Origin of the sequence: Sphingomonas sp. CL5.1, from assembly GCF_013344685.1 — a bacterium.
In the GTDB taxonomy this organism is placed as follows: domain Bacteria; phylum Pseudomonadota; class Alphaproteobacteria; order Sphingomonadales; family Sphingomonadaceae; genus Sphingomonas.
On sequence record NZ_CP050137.1, the window covers coordinates 591,977 to 611,998 of the forward strand.

The following is a 20,022-nucleotide window of genomic DNA, read 5'->3' on the forward strand; positions in this document are numbered from 1 at the left end:
ATGCGGGGAGGGGGCGTCAATCCAGCCCGATGATCGCGATCTGCCGTCCATAATCCGGCTCGCCGCGATGCGTGGCGCGGCGATAGCTGAAGAAGCGGTCGGCGTCGGCATAGGTGTCGAGGCCGAGCGTCTCGATCCGCGTCACGCCCGCCGCCGCGAGGCGATGCGCGACATAAGCCTCCAGATCGAATTGCGCATGGCCCTCGCGCGCGTCGGCGAAGAAGCGCTCGTTCTCCGCATCGGCCTCCTCGAAGCGGCGGCGGAAGGCGAGATCGACCTCGTAGCTCGCCCGCGCGATGCACGGGCCGACCGCCGCCGCGATCCTCTCGCGCCGTGCGCCCAGGGCCTCCATCGCGAGGATCGTCGTATCGGTCACGCCCGCCAGCGCACCCTTCCATCCGGCGTGCGCCGCGCCGACCACGCCCGCTTCCCTGTCCGCGAGCAGCACCGGCGCGCAATCCGCCGTCAGCACGCCGAGCGCGAGGCCGGGCCGATCGGTCACCAGCGCGTCGGCATGGGGGCGCAGCGCATGGTCGAACGGCGCGCGCGCCGTCACGCATTCGGCCGAATGGACCTGATAGGCCGTCACGAGCTCTCCGCCCGGTAGCACCGCCTCGGTCGCACGGCGGCGGTTCTCCGCGATCGCCGCCGCATCGTCCGCGGAGCCGGTGCCGACGTTGAGGCCGCCATGCAGCCCGCCCGACACTCCCCCGCGCCGCCCGAGGAAACCGTGCGATACGCCGGCCAGTGCGGCGGCGCGGTTGACCTCCACCGCGTTCACAGCGCCAGCCGCATGATGAGGTCGCGGTCGACCTGGTCTCCGACCGGGAAGTCGTAGTCGCCGATATGGACGAAGCCGCGCTTCTCATAGAAGCGGATCGCGCGCGGATTCGCCTCGTAGACGGTGAGCAGCAGCGCCGCCGCCCCCTGCATCCGCGCGGCATCGGTAGCCCAGTCCATCAGCACATGCGCGATGCCCGCGCCGTGATGCGAGCCGGCGACATAGAGCTGGCTGAGCTGGACCGCCCCCGCCGTCATCGCCGGATCGGGCAGGAACGGCGGGACGAGCTTGGCATAGCCGACGATCTCCGCGCCATCGCAGGCGATGCGCCACATCACGTCGGGATTGGCGAGGTCGCGGATCAGCTTGCCGTCCGGGCCATAGGCCTCGGCGAAATAGGCCGCGATATTCTCCGGCGAGGTGAACGGCTCGAACGTCTCGAGCCAGATCTTCCGCGCCATGGCGTCGAGCGCCGGGCCGTCCTCCGGAGTGGGCGAGCGATAATCGATCATGCGAATCCTGCGGGTTCGGGCCAGTCCGCCTGGCGGAGGGCAAGCACCTTGAACAGATCGCCCATCGCATCGACCAGCCGGTCGCGATCGGCAAGCACCTCCGGCATGTTGCGGGCAAGCGCGGCGGCGCGCGCGTCGATGCCGAGCGCGCGAAGGAAGGCCCCCTGCCCCACCGGCCCGCTGACGATCGCGCCGCTGGCGTGGCCGACCATCCCCAGCGTCGCGAAATCGACATGCGCGGTGAGGTCGCGCTCGCCCGGTTCCTCGAACGGATTGGCATAGGCGTGGCCGCGCACCGCCTGAAGCGTGTCGCCCACCGCCGGCCCTTCATAGCCGTAATCGACCGCCAGCATCGCCCCGCCCTGCGCGACGATCCGCGCCGCCAGCACGCGCATGACGCCGACCGAGGCGGGCGAGGTCTCGATGATCGCGCCGGCCGGGGCGTCGCGCAGGTGCGCGGGGATCACCTCGTCCGGCACCTGCTTGCCGGGGATCGGCAGGAACAATGTGTCCTGACAGGCGACCAGCCGCTCGTGCCACGCCGCGCCCCGGCGGACGAGCTGGCGGATCGGCAGCGCGTCGAAGAACTCGTTGGCGACGATCAGCAGCGGCCGGTCGGTCGGCAGTTCCTCCACATCGTCGTGCCATGTCGCATCGGGCACGCGCTTCGCCTGCTCGGCGCGCAGCACGGGGCTGGTCTCGACAAAGTGGACTGGAGGGGAAAAGCCCGCCTTCGCCATCGCGCGCAAGGCGTCGGCGGCGAGCGTGCCGCGCCCCGGACCCAGCTCCACCCATGCCGCGTCGGGCCGCCCGGCGCGGTCCCACAGGTCGGCGCACCACAGGCCGATCAACTCGCCGAACATCTGGCTGATCTCGGGCGCGGTGGTGAAATCGCCGCCCGCGCCGAGCGGATCGCGCGTCGCATAATAATGCGCGTTGGCGGCGGCCATGAACTGGCTGACCGGGATCGGCCCGCCCAGGGTGATCGCGCGGGCGAGGCGCTCGGGCAACAGCGGCTCGCCCGGTTCGGGCTGCTCCGTCACGCGACGCTGTCATCCCCGGCGATCGGCTCGACCCGCTCGCGCCGGCCGCGCGCGGTGGCGATCAGCCAGATGCCGCCCGCGATCATCGGCAGGCACAGCACCTGCCCCATGTGGATCGTCGTCGCGAAGAAGGTGCCGGCGAATTGCGAATCCGGCTCGCGGAAGAATTCCACGAAGAAGCGGCACAGGCCGTAGCCGAGCACGAAGATGCCGACCAGCTTGCCCGGCTCGTAGCGCGCCTTCGTCCGCCAGAAGAAGAACCACAGCACGAGGAACAGCAGCACGCCCTCCAGCCCCGCTTCGTAGAGCTGGCTCGGGTGGCGCGCCGGCTCGATCATCCCGGCGGGAACGGTGTGCGGAAAGACGATCGCCCAGGGCGCGTCGCTCGGCTTGCCCCACAATTCGCCGTTCACGAAATTGGCGAGCCGGCCGAAGAACAGCCCGAACGGCGCGGCGCAGGCGACGTAATCATGGATGCGCAGCCAGTTGAGGCCGTTCTTGCGCGCGAACAGGATGATGCCGATCGTCGTGCCGAGCACCCCGCCGTGGAAGCTCATGCCGCCGTCCCACAGCCTGAGGATGCGGATCGGGTGGAGCAGCATGTCGGGGGCGTAGAACAGGACATAGCCGATCCGCCCGCCGAGGATGATCCCCAGCGTCGCGTAGAACACCAGATCGTCGGCGTGGCGCCGCGCCATCGGCGCGCCGGGCTGGGCGAGCAGCTTGAGCAGATACCACCAGCCGATGACGATGCCGGCGATATAGGCGAGGCTGTACCAGCGCAGCGTGAACGGGCCGATCGAGAAGACATCCGGATGGAGGCCAAGGTCGGTGAAATGGATATGGCCGGCGGAAGCGGCTAACAAAGGCAGGATCAAGGCTTTTCCCTCGTGCTTCGCCCCTGCATAGTGAGGTGAAGTGGCAAGACCAAGCGGAGAGGCGCATGAAGACCGAACTCGACCTCAAGATGGATGCGGTGATGGCCGCGATGACGGCGGAGGGCGGTCAGCTCGCGCTCGGCGAGGTGGAGCGATTCGGCCGCAAGCTGCCGATGATCGCGGCCGCGCCACCGACGCTCACCGCCTATATCGCCTATTTTTCCGCCCAGCATGCCGATGCCGAATTCCTCGTCGCGGGGGACGAGCGGCTGACCTTCGCCCAGGTCCATGCGACCGCCGGGAAGGTCGCCGCCGCGCTGGCCGGCGGCTATGGGGTGAAGAAGGGCGATCGCGTCGGGATCGCGGCGCGCAACTCGCCGGCATGGATCGCGCTCTACATGGGCATCCTGATGGCCGGCGGCGTCGCCACCCTGCTCAACGGCTGGTGGCAGACCGACGAGCTGCGCCACGGGATCGAGGATGTCGCCTGCGGCCTCGTCTTCGCCGACGCACCGCGCAGCGCGCGGCTCACCGCGATCGACGGGCTGGCGGCGAAGGTCGTCACCTTCGACGACACGCGGCGGCTGGACGAGGCGCTCGCCGAGGTGATCGCGCAGGAGGCCGGCGCGCTGCCCGAGCTGGGGCCGGACGATCACGCGACGATCCTGTTCACCTCCGGCTCCACCGGCAAGTCCAAGGGCGCGCTGTCGACGCATCGCCAGGTGGTGCAGGGCGTGTTCAACTATCTCGCCTCCGCGCTGATGATGCTCGCCATCACCGCGCAGGACGGAGAGGCGATGGGCGCGCTCCAGCCGTCCACCCTGCTCAACGTGCCGCTGTTCCACGTCACCGCCGAGGTGCCGGTGATGCTCCAGTCGCTGGCGATCGGGCGCAAGCTGGTGCTGATGCCCAAATGGGACGCCGAGGAGGCGATGCGGCTGATCGAGAAGGAGAAGATCACCTATTTCGTCGGCGTGCCGCTGATGAGCTTCGAGATGCTGACGCATCCGAATCGCGCGAAATACGATCTCTCGACGCTCACCGACATCGCCGCCGGCGGCGCGCCGCGCCCGGTGGAGCACGTCCGCCGCATCCATGACGAGATGCAGGGCGCGCCGCTGATCGGTTACGGCCTTACCGAGACCAACGGCGTCGGCACCGGCAACTGGCGCGGCAATTATCTCGCCAAGCCCAATTCCGCCGGCCGCGCCTCCCCGCCGCTGGTCGATCTCGCGATCCTCGACGATGCCGGCACGCCGGTGGCACAGGGGCAGCGCGGGGAAGTGTGCATCCGCTCGGTCGCCAATTTCGTGGGCTATTGGGGCAACCCGCAGGCGACCGCCGAGGCTTTCACCAGCGACGGCTATTTCCGCACCGGCGACATCGGCTATCTCGACGAGGACGGCTATCTGTTCATCGTCGACCGCAAGAAGGACATCATCATCCGCGGCGGCGAGAATATCAGCGGACAGGAGGTGGAGGCGGCGCTCTACGAGCACCCGCAGGTCGCGGAAGCATCGGTGTTCGGCCTGCCGGACGAGAAGTTCGGCGAGGTGCCCGGCGCGGTGGTGCTGCCGACCGAGGGCGCGACGCTGACGGCGGCGGAGCTTGCCGCCTTCCTCCTCCAGCATATCGCAGCGTTCAAGGTGCCGGCGCGGATCTGGGTGGTGTCCGAGCCTTTGCCCCGGCTCGGCACCGAGAAGATCGACAAGGTGACGCTGCGCGCCAAATATCGCGCGCTGGTCGCGGCGGAGACGAAGGCGGCGTGACCGCCCGCACGAGGCCGGGTGACGCGCGCGGCCGCCTGCCCTAGTGGCGGGCGGGATGGTCACACGACGCAATCTGCTCGTCGCCGGCGGGGCGGGACTGGGGCTGGTCGTCGCCTGGGCGGCGTGGCCCCGGAGCTATCGCCCCAACCTCGCCGCCGCGCCGGGCGAGACGGTCTATGGCGCATGGCTGAAGATCGGCGCGGACGGGCAGGTGACGGTCGCGGTGCCGCAGGCCGAGCACGGACAGGGCGTATGGACCGCGCTGCCGCAGATCGTCGCCGACGAACTGGGAGCGGACTGGCGCACCGTCGGCGTCGAGGCGGCGCCGATCAACCCGCTCTACGCCAACCCGCTCGCGGCCGACACGCTGTTCGCCGGGGCGTTCAATCGCATCCCCGCCGCGCTGCGCCGCGAACATGCTGTGCGCGGCGCGCTGATGCTTACCGGCGGCTCCACCTCGATCCGCATGTTCGAGCCGGCGCTGCGCGAGGCCGGCGCGGCGGCGCGGGTGCTGTTGTGCAAGGCGGCGGCGAAGCGCTGGGGCGTGGACTGGACGGCATGCGAGACGGACAGCGGCTTCGTCGTCGCGGGCAAGCAGCGGCTGCGCTTCGCCGAGCTGGCCGCCGAGGCGGTGGGCTTCGACCTCCCCGCCGAGCTGCCGCTGCGCGTCGATGACGACGGGCGGCTGACGGGGCAGAACCTGCCGCGCCTCGACGTGCCGGCGAAGGTGGACGGATCGGCCAATTTCGCCGCCGACGTGCGGCTGCCGGAAATGGTGTTCGCCAGTATCATGCAAGGCCCGATCGGCGATTCGCGGCTGGTCCATATCGACAAGGCGGCGGCGGAACGTGTGCGCGGCGCGGTCGCGGTGGTGGAGAACGAGCGCTGGGTGGCGGCGCTGGCGACCGACTGGTGGGCGGCCGACCGCGCGCTGGCCGCGCTCAGGCCGCGCTTCGCGACGCATGGCGCGGTGGTGGATGACGTCAGCATCACCCGCGCGCTCGACGAGGCGCTGAAGGCGCCCGGCCATCGTTTCGCAAGGACGGGCGATATCGCACCGGTGATGGGCGGGCCGGGGCTGATCGTCGCGGATTATCTCGCCGCGCCCGCCCTTCACGCCGCGATCGAGCCACCCTGCGCCACCGCCTGGTATCACGGCGACCGGCTGGAGCTGTGGGTCGGCACGCAGGCGCCCGGCCTCGCGCGGGCGGCGGCGGCGCGAGCGATCGGCATCTCGCCCGAGGCGGTGCTCCTCCATCCCACGCTGATCGGCGGCTCGTTCGGCGCGGCGCTGGAATGCGACGCGGCGGCGCAGGCGGCGATCCTGACGGTGAAGGCGAAGCGGCCGGTGCAGCTCGTCTGGTCGCGGCGCGAGGCGCTGGCGCGCGATCGCGTCCGCGCCCCGGCCAAGGCGCGGTTGACCGCCCGGCTCGCCGCGAACGGCGCGATCCTCGGCTGGCGCGCGCAGATCGCCGCGCCCTCCACAGGACAGGAACTCGCCGCGCGGCTGATGCCGGATGACTGGCTGGTCGGGGCGGCGCTCGCCCTGCCCCGGTCGGCGGACGGCTATGCGGTCGCAGGCGCGGTGCCGCCCTATCGCCTGCCCGGCTGCATCGTCGAGCATCATCCCGCCGGAATCGGCCTGCCGACCGGGCATCTGCGCGGCGGCGCGCACGGCTACACCTGTTTCTTCACCGAATGCTTCCTCGACGAACTGGCACATCGGGCGGGGATGGAGCCGGTGTCGTGGCGAATCGGCATGTTGGGCGGCGACGCGCGGCTGGCGCGGTGTCTCTCGACAGCGGCGGCGCTCGGCGGGTGGGACGGCGGCGCGAGCGGCAGTGGGCAGGGCATCGCCTGTCATGCGATGGCGGGGAGCTGCATCGCCGTGCTGGCGGAAGCATCGGTCGGCGACGACGGCCGCCCGCATGTCGACCGGCTGGTCGCGGCGGTCGATTGCGGGCGACAGATCAATCCCGATCTCGTCCGCCAGCAGATCGAGGGTGGATTGTTCTTCGGCGTCGCGGCGGCCACCTCTCCAGCCGTGCAGATCGACCGCAACCTCGTCACCGCGCGCCGCCTCGGCGAACTCGGCCTGCCGCGCCTCGCGAATGCGCCGGACATCACCGTCGAACTGATCGCCAGCAACGCGGAAGCCGGCGGCGTCGGCGATCTCGGCATGGTCGCGGTCGCGCCGGCCATCGCCAACGCGCTCGCATCCGCGACCGGCAAGCGGCTGCGCGCGCTGCCGCTCGGGCGCGCCGCATGACGCCGGCCGACCATCCTTCGATCGCGCGGCCGCGCATCGGCGTGCTGCTCGTCAACCTCGGCACGCCGGATGCGCCCGATGCGCGATCGGTGCGGCGCTATCTCGCGGAATTCCTTTCCGATCCGCGCGTGGTGGAGCTGCCGAAACTGCTATGGCAGCCGATCCTGCGCGGCCCGATCCTGATGACGCGGCCGAAGAAATCCGCCCATGCCTATGCACAGGTGTGGCGGCCCGACGGCTCCCCGCTCGCCGCGATCACGCGCGCGCAGGCCGAGCGGCTGCGCGATGCGTTCGGGCCGGAGGTGATGGTGGACTGGGCGATGCGTTACGGCACGCCGGCGATCCCCGAACGACTCGCCGCGCTGAAGGCCGCCGGGTGCGAGCGCATCCTGCTCGCGCCGCTCTATCCGCAATATTGCGCGGCGACCACCGCCACCGCCAACGACCGCGCCTTCGCCGCGCTGGCCGCGATGCGCTGGCAGCCGGCGATCCGCACCCTGCCACCCTATTACGACGATCCGGCCTATATCGAGGCGCTGCGGCGATCGGTGGAGGAGGAGCTGGCCGCGCTCGACTTCGCGCCCGAGGCGCTGATCGTCAGCTTCCACGGCATGCCGTCGCGGACGCGGGCGCTGGGCGACCCCTATCATTGTCATTGCCTCAAGACCGCGCGGTTGCTCGGCGAGGCGCTGGGGCGTGAGGTGACGGTGACGTTCCAGTCGCGCTTCGGCCGCGCGAAATGGCTGGAGCCGGCGACCGACGCAATGCTCGCCGGATTGCCCGCGAAAGGCATCGACCGGGTGGCGATCGTCGCGCCTGGCTTCGCCGCCGATTGCATCGAGACGCTGGAGGAGCTGGCGATCCGCGGCCGCGAGACCTTCCTGCGCGCGGGGGGGCGCGACTTCGCCTATCTCCCCTGCCTCAACGATAGCGCGGCCTGCCTCGAAATGCTGCGGACGATCCTGCGAACAGAGCTTGAAGGATGGATAACGCGCTCCTAGCCTCGGATTCCCTGCTGGGAGAGGAGACAAGCGAATGGCACGTGTTGCGGTCGTCACGGGCGGAACCCGGGGCATCGGCGAGGCGATCAGCGTCGCGCTGCGCGACAAGGGCGTCACCGTCGCGGCGAACTACGCCGGCAATGACGAGCGCGCGCGGGAGTTCACCGAGCGAACCGGGATCAAGGCGTATAAATGGGACGTCGCCGATTACGACGCCTGCCAGGAGGGCTGCGCGCGGGTCGCCGCGGAGCTGGGACCGGTCGACATCGTCGTCAACAATGCCGGCATCACCCGCGACGGCACGATCCTGAAGATGACCTACGAGATGTGGAAGGAGGTCATGGACACCAATCTCGGTGGGTGCTTCAACATGGCCAAGGCGACCTTTCCTGGCATGCGCGAGCGCAAATGGGGGCGGATCGTCAACATCGGCTCGATCAATGGGCAGGCGGGGCAATATGGCCAGGTCAATTACGCCGCCGCCAAATCGGGCATCCACGGCTTCACCAAGGCGCTGGCGCAGGAAGGCGCGAGGGCCGGCGTGACGGTGAACGCGATCGCGCCGGGCTATATCGACACCGACATGGTGGCGGCGGTGCCGGCCGACGTGCTGGAGAAGATCGTCGCCAAGATCCCGGTCGGGCGCCTGGGTCAGGCGCAGGAGATCGCGCGCGGCGTGGCTTTCCTGTGCTCCGACGACGCCGGCTTCGTCACCGGATCGACGCTGAGCATCAACGGCGGACAGCATATGTATTGACGGGCTGAGGCGCGTCGGCGCAGCGACGGCACCGCTGCGCCATCGGCGCACGGCCCGGCACGGCCGGCGGGTCGCACAGCGGACCCGTCCGACGACGCGGGATTAACTCCCGCGTCGCCGCGCCGCCCCACATTATCTTCGCCCGCCACCGCATCGACCGCCCGCCCGCTTTCCTGTAACCCCGGCGCGATATGCCGAGCCGTTTCGACAACCTTCCCCACCGCCGCGCGATCGTCGACCGGCGAGCGCTTTCGGATCGCATCGCCGAACTCGATATCGCGGACCCGGCGAAACTGCGGCGCGCGGTGACGGCGGAGCTGAAGCTCGCGCTCGACAGCGGCCGGGCGGAGATCGCGCGTCGGCTGACCGAGCATCCCTCGCGCGGGCTGGAGGCGGCGAACGGGCAGGCGTTCCTGATCGACCAGTTGCTGCGCGTGCTGTTCGACCTCGTCACCCAGCGGCTCTATCCGCTCAGCAATCCGACGGCGGCGGAGCGGCTCGCGCTGCTCGCGGTCGGCGGCTACGGGCGCGGCGAGATGGCGCCCTTCTCGGACGTCGACATCGCCTTCCTCACGCCCTGGAAACAGACGCCGTGGGCGGAGCAGGTGATCGAATCCATGCTCTACGTGCTGTGGGATCTCGGGCTGAAGCTCGGCCATTCCAGCCGCTCGCTCGACGAGATGGTGCGGCAGGCGAAGGGCGACGTGACGATCCGCACCGCGCTTCTGGAGGCGCGCTACGTCTGGGGCGACGAGGCGCTGGCGGACGAGTCGGCGCGGCGCTTCAAGGCGGAGGTGCAGCGCGATACCGAGCGGCAGTTCATCGCCGACAAGCTCGCCGAGCGCGACCAGCGCCACCAGAAGATGGGCGACAGCCGCTATGTCGTCGAGCCCAACGTGAAGGAGGGCAAGGGCGGGCTGCGCGATCTCCACGCGCTCTTCTGGATCGGCAAATACGTCTATGACGTCGATCGCGCCGCCGATCTGGTCGAGAAAGGGCTGTTCACCCCGGCGGAATATCGCCTGTTCCACCGCGCCGACAATTTCCTGTGGGCGGTGCGCTGCCACCTTCACCTCGTCACCGGCCGCGCGGAGGATCGCCTGACCTTCGACGTGCAGCGCGAAATCGCGGAGCGGATGCGCTTCTCCGACCGGCTCGGCAAGCCGGGCGTGGAGCGCTTCATGCAATATTACTTCCTCCAGGCGAAGGCGGTCGGATCGCTGACCGGGGTGTTCCTCGCGCATCTCGACGAGCAGTTCGCGGGCCGCGGGCGGCGCTTCGGCCTGCCGACGATCCGGCGACGGCCGCGCAAGCTGGGCGGCTTCGTGCTCGATCGCGGGCGGCTGGCGTTGCCGCGCGACGATTTCTTCGCCGAGGACCCGGTGCGGCTGATCGAGATATTCCAGCTCGCCGATCTGCACCGGCTGGAAATCCACCCGATGGCGATGCGCGCCGCCGCGCGCGACGCCAAGCTGGCGGACGATATCCGCGACGATCCGCGCGCCAATGCGCTGTTCGTGGATGTGCTCGCCAGCCCGCGCGACCCGGAGTTGGTGTTGCGCTGGATGAACGAGGCGGGGGTGTTCGGCCGTTTCGTGCCCGATTTCGGCCGCGTCGTGGCGCAGATGCAGTTCGACATGTACCACCATTACACCGTCGACGAGCATACCATCCGCGCGATCGGCCTGCTGAGCCGGATCGAGCGCGGCGAGTTCGCCGGCGAGCATCCGATCTCGACCGCGATCTTCAGGCAGATCGTCTCGCGGCGCGCGCTCTATGTCGCGGTGCTGCTGCACGATATCGCCAAGGGGCGCGGCGGCGATCATTCGGTGCTGGGGGCGCAGGTGGCGGAACGGCTCTGCCCGCGATTCGGGCTGACCCCGGCGGAGACCGAGAATGTCGCGTGGCTGGTGCGCAACCACCTCTTGATGTCGGCCACGGCGTTCAAGCGCGACCTCGCCGATTTCAAGACGATCCTCGACTTCGCCGCGCTCGTCCAGTCGCCCGAGCGGCTGCGGATGCTGCTGGCGCTTACCGTGGTCGATATCCGCGCGGTGGGTCCGGGCACATGGAACGGATGGAAGCGCCAGCTTCTCACCGATCTGTTCGAGGCGGCGGAGGAGGTGCTGCGGCTCGGGCACAAGCAGCGCGGGCGCGCCGAGCGGATCGCAGAGAAGCAGGCCAATCTGGCGCAGGCGCTCGGATGGGACGCGGCGACGCTGGCGCGCTTCGTCCGCCAGATGCCGGAGCCTTACTGGATCGCCGAGCCGGAGGACGTGCTGGCACACAACGCGCGCTTCGTGCTGGCGGCCGGGGAGGCGCAGCTCGCCATCGACGCGCAGGTCTATCCCGATCGCGGAGCGACGCTGGTGACGGTCTATGCCGCCGACCATCCGGGCATCTTCTATCGCATCGCGGGCGCGATCCATCTGGCGGGCGGCAACATCATCGACGCGCGCATCCACACCACGCGCGACGGCATGGCGCTCGACAATTTCCTCGTGCAGGATCCGCTGGGCCGCCCGTTCGACGAGGCCGGGCAGCTCAATCGGCTGCGCACCGCGATCGAGGATGCGCTGGCCAATCGCGGCAAGCTGGTCGACCGGCTGAAGGCCAAGCAGCCGCCGCGCGTCCGCGCCGACGCTTTCCCGATCGAGCCGAACGTGCTGGTCGACAACCACGCCTCCAACCGCTTCACCGTGGTGGAGGTGAACGCGCGCGATCGCCCGGCGCTGCTCAGTCAGCTCGCCTATGCGCTGTTCCAGTCGAAGGTGACGATCCATTCGGCCCACGTCGCCACTTATGGCGAGCGCGCGGTGGACACTTTCTACCTGACCGACCTGACCGGCGACAAGATCAACGCCGGCGCGCGTGTGAAGGCGCTGGAGAAACGGCTGCTCGACGCCGCCGCCGGCGTGCCGGCGGCGCTGGCGGCGTAACGGGCGTTACAGCACGAACCGGCTGAGATCGGTGTTCCGCGCGACGCTGGCGAGCTGCTTGTCGACATAGGCGGCGTCGATCGTCAGCGTGCCGCCGCTGCGATCCTCCGCGTCGAAGCTCACTTCCTCCAGCAGCTTCTCCATCACCGTCTGGAGCCGGCGCGCGCCGATATTCTCGATCTCGCCATTCACTTCGGCGGCGATCCTGGCCACCGCGCGCACGCCGTCCTCGGTGAAGTCGATCGTCACGCCTTCCGTGGCGAGTAGCGCCTTGTATTGCGCGGGCAGCGACGCCTTGGTGTCGGACAGGATCGCGACGAAATCCTCCTCGGTCAGCGCCTTCAGCTCGACGCGAATCGGCAGGCGGCCCTGAAGCTCGGGCAGCAGGTCGCTGGGTTTGGCGACGTGGAACGCGCCGGAGGCGATGAACAGGATGTGGTCGGTTTTCATCGGCCCGTATTTGGTCGAGACAGTGGTGCCCTCGATCAGCGGCAGCAGGTCGCGCTGCACGCCCTCGCGGCTGACGCTGCCGCCGCGCACGTCGCTCACCGCAATCTTGTCGATCTCGTCGAGGAAGACGATGCCGTTCGCCTCGGCATCGGCCAGCGCGATGCGGCTCACTTCGTCCTGGTCGAGCCGTTTGTCGGCCTCCTCCTCGACCAGCTTCTCCCATGCGGCGGGGACGGTCAGCTTGCGGCGCTTGGTCTGTCCGCCGCCGAACGCCTTGCCCATCATCTCGGAGAGATTAATCATCCCGACCGAGCCGCCGCCAGGCAGCTCGAACGGCATCTGCGGCGCCTGTTGCAGCTCCAGCTCGATCTCGGTGTTTTCCAGATGGCCATCGCGAAAGCGCTGGCGGAAGCTCTCGCGCGTCGCCTGGCTGGCGTCCTTGCCGACGAGGGCGTCGAGCAGGCGCGCCATCGCCGCCTCCTCGGCCTTGTCCTTCACCGCGTTGCGGCGACGCTCCCTCTCCAGCCGCACCGCTTCCTCGACCAGATCGCGGGCAATCTGCTCCACGTCGCGGCCGACATAGCCGACCTCGGTGAACTTGGTCGCCTCCACCTTCACGAAAGGGGCGTCGGCCAGCTTGGCGAGGCGGCGGCTGATCTCGGTCTTGCCGCAGCCGGTCGGGCCGATCATCAGGATGTTCTTGGGCGTCACCTCGTCGCGCAGGTCGGGGCTGAGCTTCTGCCGGCGCCAGCGGTTGCGCAGCGCGACGGCGACGGCGCGCTTGGCGTCGCGCTGCCCGATGATATGCGCGTCGAGCGCGGCGACGATCGCCTTGGGCGTGAGATTGTCGTTCATGGAAGTCTTTCGTGTGGGTCAGGCGGCGCTGTCGAGCGTCTCGACGACCAGCCGGTCGTTGGTGAAGACGCACAGATCGGCGGCGATCTTCATCGCCTTGCGCGCGGCGGTCTCGGCATCCGGCTCGTAATCGACCAGCGCCCGCGCGGCGGCGAGCGCGTAATTGCCGCCCGATCCGATCGCCGTGATGCCCTCCTCCGGTTCCAGCACGTCGCCATTGCCGGTCAGGATCAGCGTCACGTCCCGGTCGGCGACGATCATCATCGCCTCCAGATTGCGGAGATATTTGTCGGTGCGCCAGTCCTTCGCCAGTTCGACGGCGGCGCGCATCAGATGGCCCTGATGCCGCTCCAGCTTCGCCTCCAGCCGCTCGAACAGGGTGAAGGCATCGGCGGTGGCGCCGGCGAAACCGCCGATCACCTTGCCGTCGGCGCCGAGGGTGCGGACCTTGCGGGCGTTGGGCTTCATCACCGTATTGCCCATCGAGACCTGGCCGTCGCCGGCCACCACCACCTTGCCCCCGCGGCGAATCGACAGGATCGTCGTGCCATGCCACACTGGCATGCTGCTTTCGTTGCTCATGGCGCCGCATATGGTGCGGCAGCCCGGACGCCGCAATCTCCGTCCGGCGCTGTCGCATCGATCCTATCCGCAAACGCCGGGGCGGCGCAGGATCAGCGCATTGGAAAGAGGGGAAAACCGATGGCAAGCCAGTTCCCGCAGGAAAACGCCGCTTCGCTGATCGAGCGCGCGCGGCGCCTGATCCTCCAGCCGAAGGACGAATGGCCGCGCATCGACGCGGAGCCGATGACGGTGAAGGGCATCATGACCGGCTGGGCCGCGCCGCTCGCCGCGATCGGGCCGATCGCCGGGCTGATCGGCAGCCTCGTTTTCGGCTATCATCTCTTCGGCATAACCTATCGCCCGTCGATCGGGGCCGCGGTGACGACGGCGGTGGTTTCCTATGTGCTCGCGTTGGTCGGGGTGTGGGTCATCGCGCAGATCATCGACGCGCTCGCGCCCACCTTCGGCGGCGCCAAGGATCCGGTCGCGGCGACCAAGGTGGCGGCCTATTCGATGACCGCTGGATGGATCGCCGGCATCTTCCAGATCATCCCGATGCTGTCGTTCCTCGGACTGCTCGGCCTCTACAGCCTCTATCTGCTGTATCTCGGCCTGCCGCGATTGATGAAGGCGCCGCAGGACAAGGCCGCCGGCTATACCGTCGCGACGATCGTCGCCGCGATCGTGGTGATGGCAGTGATCGGCTTCGCCACCTCGGCGCTGACCTCGCGGCTGGTGCGGCCGGCGTTCGACGCGGGGGCGGTGAGCGGCACGATGTCGGTGCCGGGGGTCGGCTCGGTCGATCTCGGCAAGCTCGACGCGGCGACCAAGCAGATGCAGGCGGCGGCGGAAAAGGCGGAAGCCGGCGCGAAGTCCGGCGCGCCGGTATCGCTCACCCCGCCCGCGACGCTGCAAGCCTTCCTCCCCGAATCGGTCGGCGGCTGGAAGCGCGGCGACGTGGAAACCGCGAGCGGCGGCGCCGGCGGCATCGGTGGGTCGAAGGCGGAGGCGCGCTACACCTCCGGCAGCGACACGATCACGCTGTCGGTCGCCGACGTCGGCGCGATGGGCGCGCTCGCCGGGCTGGGATCGGCGCTCAACGTCCAGTCGAACCGCGAGACCAGGGACGGCTATGAGCGCACCAACACCGTCGACGGCCGCATGGTTACGGAGAAATGGAGCAACGCCTCGCGCAACGGCGAATATAACGTGATCGTCGGCAACCGCTTCGCCGTTTCCGCCGAGGGCAGCGCGCCCGACGCGTCGGCGTTCAAGTCGCTGGTCTCGGCGGTCGATCTTAGCAAGCTGGATTCGCTAGCGAAGAATTGACCGGGCAGGTCGAAGGGGCCTCAGCGCCCCTTCGCCTTCCCCCATTCGCGCGCCACCGTGTAACCAAGATAGCCGGTGCCGAACAAAGCATAGAGCGGCTCGGGAATGCCGTTGAGATAGGCGTTCATCCCCTGCCCGATCGCCACCGCCCATGTCGGCCGGATCGCCGCGATCAGCCCCATCGGGATCGACCAGAGCAGCAGCACATACATCACGTAGAGGAAGCTCGGCCGCGCGCGGCTGGTCCACGGATCGGCGGAATTAGCCTCGGCCAGCACCGCCGTCATCTGCGTCTTGATCCTGTCCAGCTCCTGCGTCCCGTCGAGCCGCAGCAATTCCAGCTTCGCCGCCTCGCGCGCCTTGGGATCGGGGATCAGCCGATCGAGCAGCCCCGCCACCGGCGCGATGATTCCGTCAAGCAATGCCATCTCGTCTCTCCTGCGGATCAGCCGAGCCGGTTGGCGAGCCAGCCATACAGGAATGCCTCATTGGCCGGGCGGCTCTCGGCCAGCGCCATGTAGCGCGCGCCCTGCAGCGCCTCGAGCGCCTTGACCAGCACGCGCTCGCCAGCCGCGCCGCGCTTCGCCATGAAGCCGTCGAGCGCTGACAAGGTGCGCGGGCCGATCAGTCCGTCCGCCGCGATATCGGGATAGTCGCTCGCGCCGCGATTGAGCGCGTTGAGCGCGCGTTGCAGGAAGCCGGTCGCCACCTTCGGCCCCATGTTCACGCCGGTATCGAACAATTCCGCCGCGACCAGCGGCATGCGCGCCGCCACGCGATCATAACCCGGCCTCTGCCAGTAGAGCCGGCGGTAGATCGCCGCCGCCGTCTCGCGCGGCAATGCGCGCATGTCGCCGGCATAGCCGTTGGCGCGCGCCACTTTCTCGGTGACGCCCCAGCGCGTCGCGCCGCCGCGATCCGCCTTGTTGTTGCTGTAGCCGCCCTCGCGGCCGATCACCTCGTCAATCAGGTCGTCGATATCCATGTGCCGCCTCCACCTTGGGAAAGGCCGCATCATTTAACCCAATTGGTTCGTGTAGGACAGTATTTATCCGAAATCGACCGATTCAAAACGGATCGGCGCGCCCTGCGGCGCATCGCCCAGCATATCCTCCCACATCGCGACCGTACCGCGGATGATCGTGCCGATCGCCTTGCCGGTCAGCTCCATGCCGGTGAACGGCGACCAGTTGCTGCGCGAGGCGAGCCATTGCTCGTCCACCGTCCAGCGTTTCTGGAGGTCGACGATCGTGAAATCCGCGTCATAGCCCGCCGCGATCCGCCCCTTGCCGGCGATGCCGAAGATGCGCTGCGCTCCCGCGCTGGTGAGGTCGATCACGCGCTGGAGCGTCAGCCGCTTCTTCGACGCGTGATCGAGCAGCAGCGGCAGCAGGGTCTGCACGCCCGGCATCCCACTCGGCGAGGCGGGATAAGGCCTGGACTTTTCCTCCAGCGTATGCGGCGCGTGATCGGAGCCGATCACGTCGGGCACGCCCTGATTGAGCCAATGCCACAGCCCGTCGCGGTGCGCGGCCGATCGGATCGGCGGGTTCATTTGCGCCAGCGTGCCGAGCCGCGGATAGGCATCTTCGCCCGCCAGCGTCAGATGCTGCGGCGTCACCTCGCACGAGGCGATATCCTTGTGCCGCGACAGCAGTTCCAACTCGGCGGGCGTCGTGACGTGGAGCACATGAATACGCCGCCGCGCCGCGCGTGCCAGCGCCAGGATGCGCCGCGTCGCGAGGATCGCGCTCTCGTCATCGCGCCACACCGGGTGGCTGGAGGGATCGCCCGCGACACGCTCGTCGGCGCGGGCGTTCATGCGATCCTCGTCCTCGGCATGGATCGCGACGCGGCGATGGCCCGATGCCAGCACCTCCGCCAGCCGCGCATCCTCGCTGACCAGCAGGTCGCCGGTCGACGCGCCCATGAAGATTTTCACGCCGGCGGTGCCCGGCAACCGCTCCAACTCGGCCAGATCGCGCGCATTGTGGTTCGTCGCGCCGACATAGAAAGCGTGGTCGCACCACATCCGCCCCTTGGCGCGGGCGAGCTTGTCGGCGATGGCATCGGCGCTGTCGGTATTGGGCTTGGTGTTGGGCATCTCGAACACGCCGGTCACGCCGCCCATCACCGCCGCGACGCTGCCCGTGGCGAGGTCCTCCTTATGCTCCAGCCCAGGCTCGCGGAAATGGACCTGCGTGTCGATCACGCCCGGCAGGATGTCGAGGCCGGTGCAGTCGATCGTCCGCCCGGCATCGCCGCTCGCGCCGATCGCGACGATCCTGCCGCCGCGCACGCCGATATCGGCGGCGACCGGCCCGCCCGGCGTATGCACCGTGCCGCCAGTCAGCTTGAGATCATAGGTCGCCATCGCGTCAGCCCTTCCGTCGCCTGTCAGGCATCCCTAACTGGAGGCCATGAGCGATACCACCCCGACGATGCTGGCCGACCGCGCGATCATCCGCGTTTCCGGCGACGATGTGCGCGGCTTCCTGCAAGGGCTGGTGACGAACGACACCGCCGGTCCGCTGCCGGTCTGGGCGGGGCTGCTGACACCGCAGGGCAAGGCGCTGTTCAATTTCCTGCTGTGGGAGGACGGCGCGGACGTGCTGGTCGATTGCGAGGCGGTGCAGGCCGATGCGCTGATCCGGCGCCTGTCGATCTATCGCCTGCGCCGCCCGATCGCCATCGCGCGCGACGAATCGCTCGCGGTGCACTGGAGCGCGTCCGGCGAGCGCGGCGTGCCCGATCCGCGCCTTGCCGCGCTCGGGCGGCGCTGGCTCGCCGCGCCGGGCGCCGCCACCGACGGCTGGCTGGCGCACCGTCTCTCGCTCGGCGTTACCGAAGGCGTGGCCGAGCTTGGTGACGGCACGACGCTCTGGCTGGAATGCAACGCGCGCGAGCTCAACGGCGTCAGCTTCGCCAAGGGCTGCTACGTCGGCCAGGAGAATACCGCGCGGATGCACCACCGCGCCAAGGTCAACCGTCGCCTCATCGTCGCGCCGCTGGGGAAACCGGGCGAACGCACCCGCGCCAGCTATCCCGCGCTGGGCCTGATGGTCGAGCTGCGCCGCGTCGAGTCGCTCGGCGACGCGATCGTACCTGGCTGGCTGTCAGCCGCGCTGGACTGACGGGCGATCCGCATCGTTCGGCCACAGACCCGGCGTGGCCAGCTCCAGCACATGACCGTCCGGGTCCTCGAAATAGAGGCTGGTCCCGCCGCCCGGCCAGCGCATCTCGCCCCGCAGCGGAACGCCCGACGCGGCGAGATGCGCGCGCCACCCGTCCAGCGCGTCGGCGGCGATCGCAAACGCCATGTGCAGCGGCCCGTGCCCGTCATGCCCCGGGATCACGCCGCGCTCGCTCGTCACGTCATGGGTCGCGCCGCCTTGCGGGAACAGCAGCAGCACGCCGCCGCTCCCTGCGTCGAAGGCGGTGAGACGCGCGCTCTCGACCATCACCGGCAGGCCAAGTGTATCGCGGAAAAACGCCGCCGAGCGCGCCATGTCGGAGACGTACAGCGCCGTCTCCAGCAATCCCGCGATCGGCGGCGGGCCTTTCACCGCCCCACCGCCGTATAGGCGAAGCCGGCCCGCTCGGCCTCCTCGCGATCGTAGATATTGCGCAGGTCGACCAGCACCGGCGCGGCCATCACGCCCGCGAGTCTATTCAGGTCGAGCGCGCGGAACACGTCCCATTCGGTGACGATCGCCACCACGTCGGCCCCCTGCGCCGCGCCATAGGCGTCGCGGCAATAGGTGATATCCGGCATCACCGCCTTCGCCGTCTCCGCGCCCTCCGGATCATAGGCGCGAACGTTCACGCCCGCGTCGGTCAGGCTCCGCACGATCGCGATCGAGGGCGCGTCGCGCATATCGTCGGTGTTGGGCTTGAAGGTCAGGCCGAGCACCGCGACCGTCTTGCCGCGCGGCTCGCCGCCCAGCGCGGTCAGCACCTTGCGGCCCATCGCCCGCTTGCGCGCGTCGTTCACCTGTACGACCGCCTCGACGATACGGACGGGGCTTTCGAAATCCTCCGCCGTCTTGAGCAGCGCCAGCGTATCCTTCGGAAAGCAAGAGCCGCCATAGCCAGGGCCGGCATGGAGGAACTTGCGCCCGATGCGATTGTCCAGCCCGATCCCGCGCGCGACGTCCTGCACATTGGCGCCGACCGCCTCACACAGATCAGCCATCTCGTTAATGAAGGTGATCTTCGTCGCGAGGAAGGCGTTGGCGGCGTATTTGGTCAATTCGGCGGTGCGCCGGCCGGTGAATAGGATCGGACTTTCCCCAAGGAAAAGCGGGCGATAGACCTCGCGCATCGCCGCCTTGGCGCGCTCGTCCTCGGTGCCGATCACGATGCGATCGGGGCGCTTGAAGTCGCCTATCGCGGCACCTTCGCGCAGGAATTCAGGATTGGAGACCACCGCGAAATCGCCGTCGGGGCGCGCATCGCGCAGTATCTGCTCGACGCGGTCGCCGGTACCGACCGGGACGGTTGACTTGTTGACCACCACCAGCGGCCCGGTCGCCGCGCGCGCGATTTCCTCGGCGGCGGCATAGACATAGCTGAGGTCGGCATGGCCGTCGCCGCGCCGCGAGGGCGTGCCCACCGCAATGAACACCGCATCCGCACCCGCCACACCAGCCGCCAGATCGGTGGTGAAGGTCAGCCGCCCGGCGGCCACGTTGCCGGCGACGAGTTGCTCGAGACCTGGCTCGTAGATCGGCATCCGCCCGTCGAGCAGCGATTCGATCTTGTCAGCCGCCTTGTCGACGCAGGTCACGCTATGACCGAAATCGGCGAAGCAAGCGCCGGACACCAATCCGACATAGCCCGAGCCGATCATCGTGATACGCATCTGAACTCCCT

Annotated in this window: 18 protein-coding genes; 7 read left to right on the top strand and 11 right to left on the bottom strand. The window is 69.1% G+C overall.

The features are described from left to right. Positions 1 to 16 precede the first annotated feature (16 nt). The 4 genes from pgeF to lgt all read right to left on the bottom strand — a co-directional run bounded on the left by pgeF (position 17) and on the right by lgt (position 3,214). A complete protein-coding gene (gene pgeF, locus F9288_RS02940; RefSeq protein ID WP_174835186.1) occupies positions 17 to 781 on the bottom strand; it encodes a peptidoglycan editing factor PgeF in 765 nt (254 codons plus the stop codon). Next, on the bottom strand, positions 778 to 1,293 hold the full coding sequence (locus F9288_RS02945; protein WP_174835187.1) for a GNAT family N-acetyltransferase: 516 nt from the start codon (positions 1,291 to 1,293) through the stop codon (positions 778 to 780). Before F9288_RS02945 ends, pgeF begins: the two co-directional genes overlap by 4 nt. Next, positions 1,290 to 2,243 (bottom strand): class I SAM-dependent methyltransferase, encoded by a 954-nt coding sequence (locus tag F9288_RS02950; RefSeq protein ID WP_174838800.1) that lies wholly within the window; start codon positions 2,241 to 2,243, stop codon positions 1,290 to 1,292. The genes F9288_RS02945 and F9288_RS02950 overlap by 4 nt, the downstream gene beginning before the upstream one ends. Before the next feature lie 89 nt (positions 2,244 to 2,332). After that, entirely contained in the window at positions 2,333 to 3,214 is an 882-nt protein-coding gene (lgt, locus tag F9288_RS02955; protein ID WP_174835188.1) for a prolipoprotein diacylglyceryl transferase, read from the bottom strand. Between the two features lie 65 nt (positions 3,215 to 3,279). On the opposite strand from lgt, the gene F9288_RS02960 reads away from it, so the two are divergent. The 5 genes from F9288_RS02960 (at position 3,280) to F9288_RS02980 (ending at position 11,949) form a co-directional block, all read left to right on the top strand. Then, a complete protein-coding gene (locus F9288_RS02960; protein ID WP_174835189.1) occupies positions 3,280 to 4,983 on the top strand; it encodes a class I adenylate-forming enzyme family protein in 1,704 nt (567 codons plus the stop codon). A 55-nt stretch (positions 4,984 to 5,038) separates the two neighbouring features. Then, complete coding sequence (locus tag F9288_RS02965; protein WP_174835190.1) at positions 5,039 to 7,252, top strand: xanthine dehydrogenase family protein molybdopterin-binding subunit; 2,214 nt, start codon at positions 5,039 to 5,041, stop codon at positions 7,250 to 7,252. Next, a complete protein-coding gene (gene hemH, locus F9288_RS02970; RefSeq protein WP_174835191.1) occupies positions 7,249 to 8,253 on the top strand; it encodes a ferrochelatase in 1,005 nt (334 codons plus the stop codon). The genes F9288_RS02965 and hemH overlap by 4 nt, the downstream gene beginning before the upstream one ends. Before the next feature lie 34 nt (positions 8,254 to 8,287). Further along, complete coding sequence (phbB, locus tag F9288_RS02975; protein WP_174835192.1) at positions 8,288 to 9,010, top strand: acetoacetyl-CoA reductase; 723 nt, start codon at positions 8,288 to 8,290, stop codon at positions 9,008 to 9,010. A 191-nt stretch (positions 9,011 to 9,201) separates the two neighbouring features. Continuing rightward, positions 9,202 to 11,949, top strand: coding sequence for a [protein-PII] uridylyltransferase (locus F9288_RS02980; RefSeq protein ID WP_174835193.1), 2,748 nt, complete (start codon positions 9,202 to 9,204; stop codon positions 11,947 to 11,949). 6 nt (positions 11,950 to 11,955) lie between these two features. On the opposite strand, the gene hslU is transcribed toward F9288_RS02980, so the two are convergent. Both hslU and hslV read right to left on the bottom strand, forming a co-directional pair. Further along, a complete protein-coding gene (gene hslU, locus F9288_RS02985; protein WP_174835194.1) occupies positions 11,956 to 13,254 on the bottom strand; it encodes an ATP-dependent protease ATPase subunit HslU in 1,299 nt (432 codons plus the stop codon). An 18-nt stretch (positions 13,255 to 13,272) separates the two neighbouring features. Further along, positions 13,273 to 13,836, bottom strand: a complete 564-nt coding sequence (gene hslV / locus F9288_RS02990; RefSeq protein WP_302675313.1) for an ATP-dependent protease subunit HslV — start codon at positions 13,834 to 13,836, stop codon at positions 13,273 to 13,275. Positions 13,837 to 13,956: 120 nt separating this feature from the next. Here hslV and F9288_RS02995 point away from each other — a divergent pair, with 120 nt between their 5' ends. Further along, positions 13,957 to 15,147, top strand: coding sequence for a Yip1 family protein (locus F9288_RS02995; protein ID WP_174835195.1), 1,191 nt, complete (start codon positions 13,957 to 13,959; stop codon positions 15,145 to 15,147). Positions 15,148 to 15,167: 20 nt separating this feature from the next. On the opposite strand, the gene F9288_RS03000 is transcribed toward F9288_RS02995, so the two are convergent. From F9288_RS03000 to F9288_RS03010, 3 genes are all read right to left on the bottom strand, one after another. Continuing rightward, positions 15,168 to 15,575, bottom strand: coding sequence for a holin family protein (locus tag F9288_RS03000; protein WP_174835196.1), 408 nt, complete (start codon positions 15,573 to 15,575; stop codon positions 15,168 to 15,170). A 17-nt stretch (positions 15,576 to 15,592) separates the two neighbouring features. Further along, positions 15,593 to 16,132, bottom strand: a complete 540-nt coding sequence (locus F9288_RS03005; RefSeq protein WP_174835197.1) for a glycoside hydrolase family 108 protein — start codon at positions 16,130 to 16,132, stop codon at positions 15,593 to 15,595. Between the two features lie 63 nt (positions 16,133 to 16,195). Beyond that, a complete protein-coding gene (locus tag F9288_RS03010; RefSeq protein WP_174835198.1) occupies positions 16,196 to 17,521 on the bottom strand; it encodes a dihydroorotase in 1,326 nt (441 codons plus the stop codon). Positions 17,522 to 17,567: 46 nt separating this feature from the next. Between F9288_RS03010 and F9288_RS03015 the strand changes: the two genes are divergently transcribed. Next, the gene (locus tag F9288_RS03015; protein WP_174835199.1) at positions 17,568 to 18,281 is read left to right on the top strand and encodes a folate-binding protein YgfZ; all 714 of its coding nucleotides are present in this window, start codon (positions 17,568 to 17,570) and stop codon (positions 18,279 to 18,281) included. Here F9288_RS03015 and F9288_RS03020 read toward each other — a convergent pair. Beyond that, on the bottom strand, positions 18,264 to 18,713 hold the full coding sequence (locus tag F9288_RS03020; RefSeq protein ID WP_217482581.1) for a VOC family protein: 450 nt from the start codon (positions 18,711 to 18,713) through the stop codon (positions 18,264 to 18,266). The two genes, F9288_RS03015 and F9288_RS03020, sit on opposite strands and share 18 nt — an antisense overlap. Next, positions 18,710 to 20,011 (bottom strand): UDP-glucose/GDP-mannose dehydrogenase family protein, encoded by a 1,302-nt coding sequence (locus F9288_RS03025; protein WP_174835200.1) that lies wholly within the window; start codon positions 20,009 to 20,011, stop codon positions 18,710 to 18,712. Before F9288_RS03025 ends, F9288_RS03020 begins: the two co-directional genes overlap by 4 nt. Positions 20,012 to 20,022 lie beyond the last annotated feature (11 nt).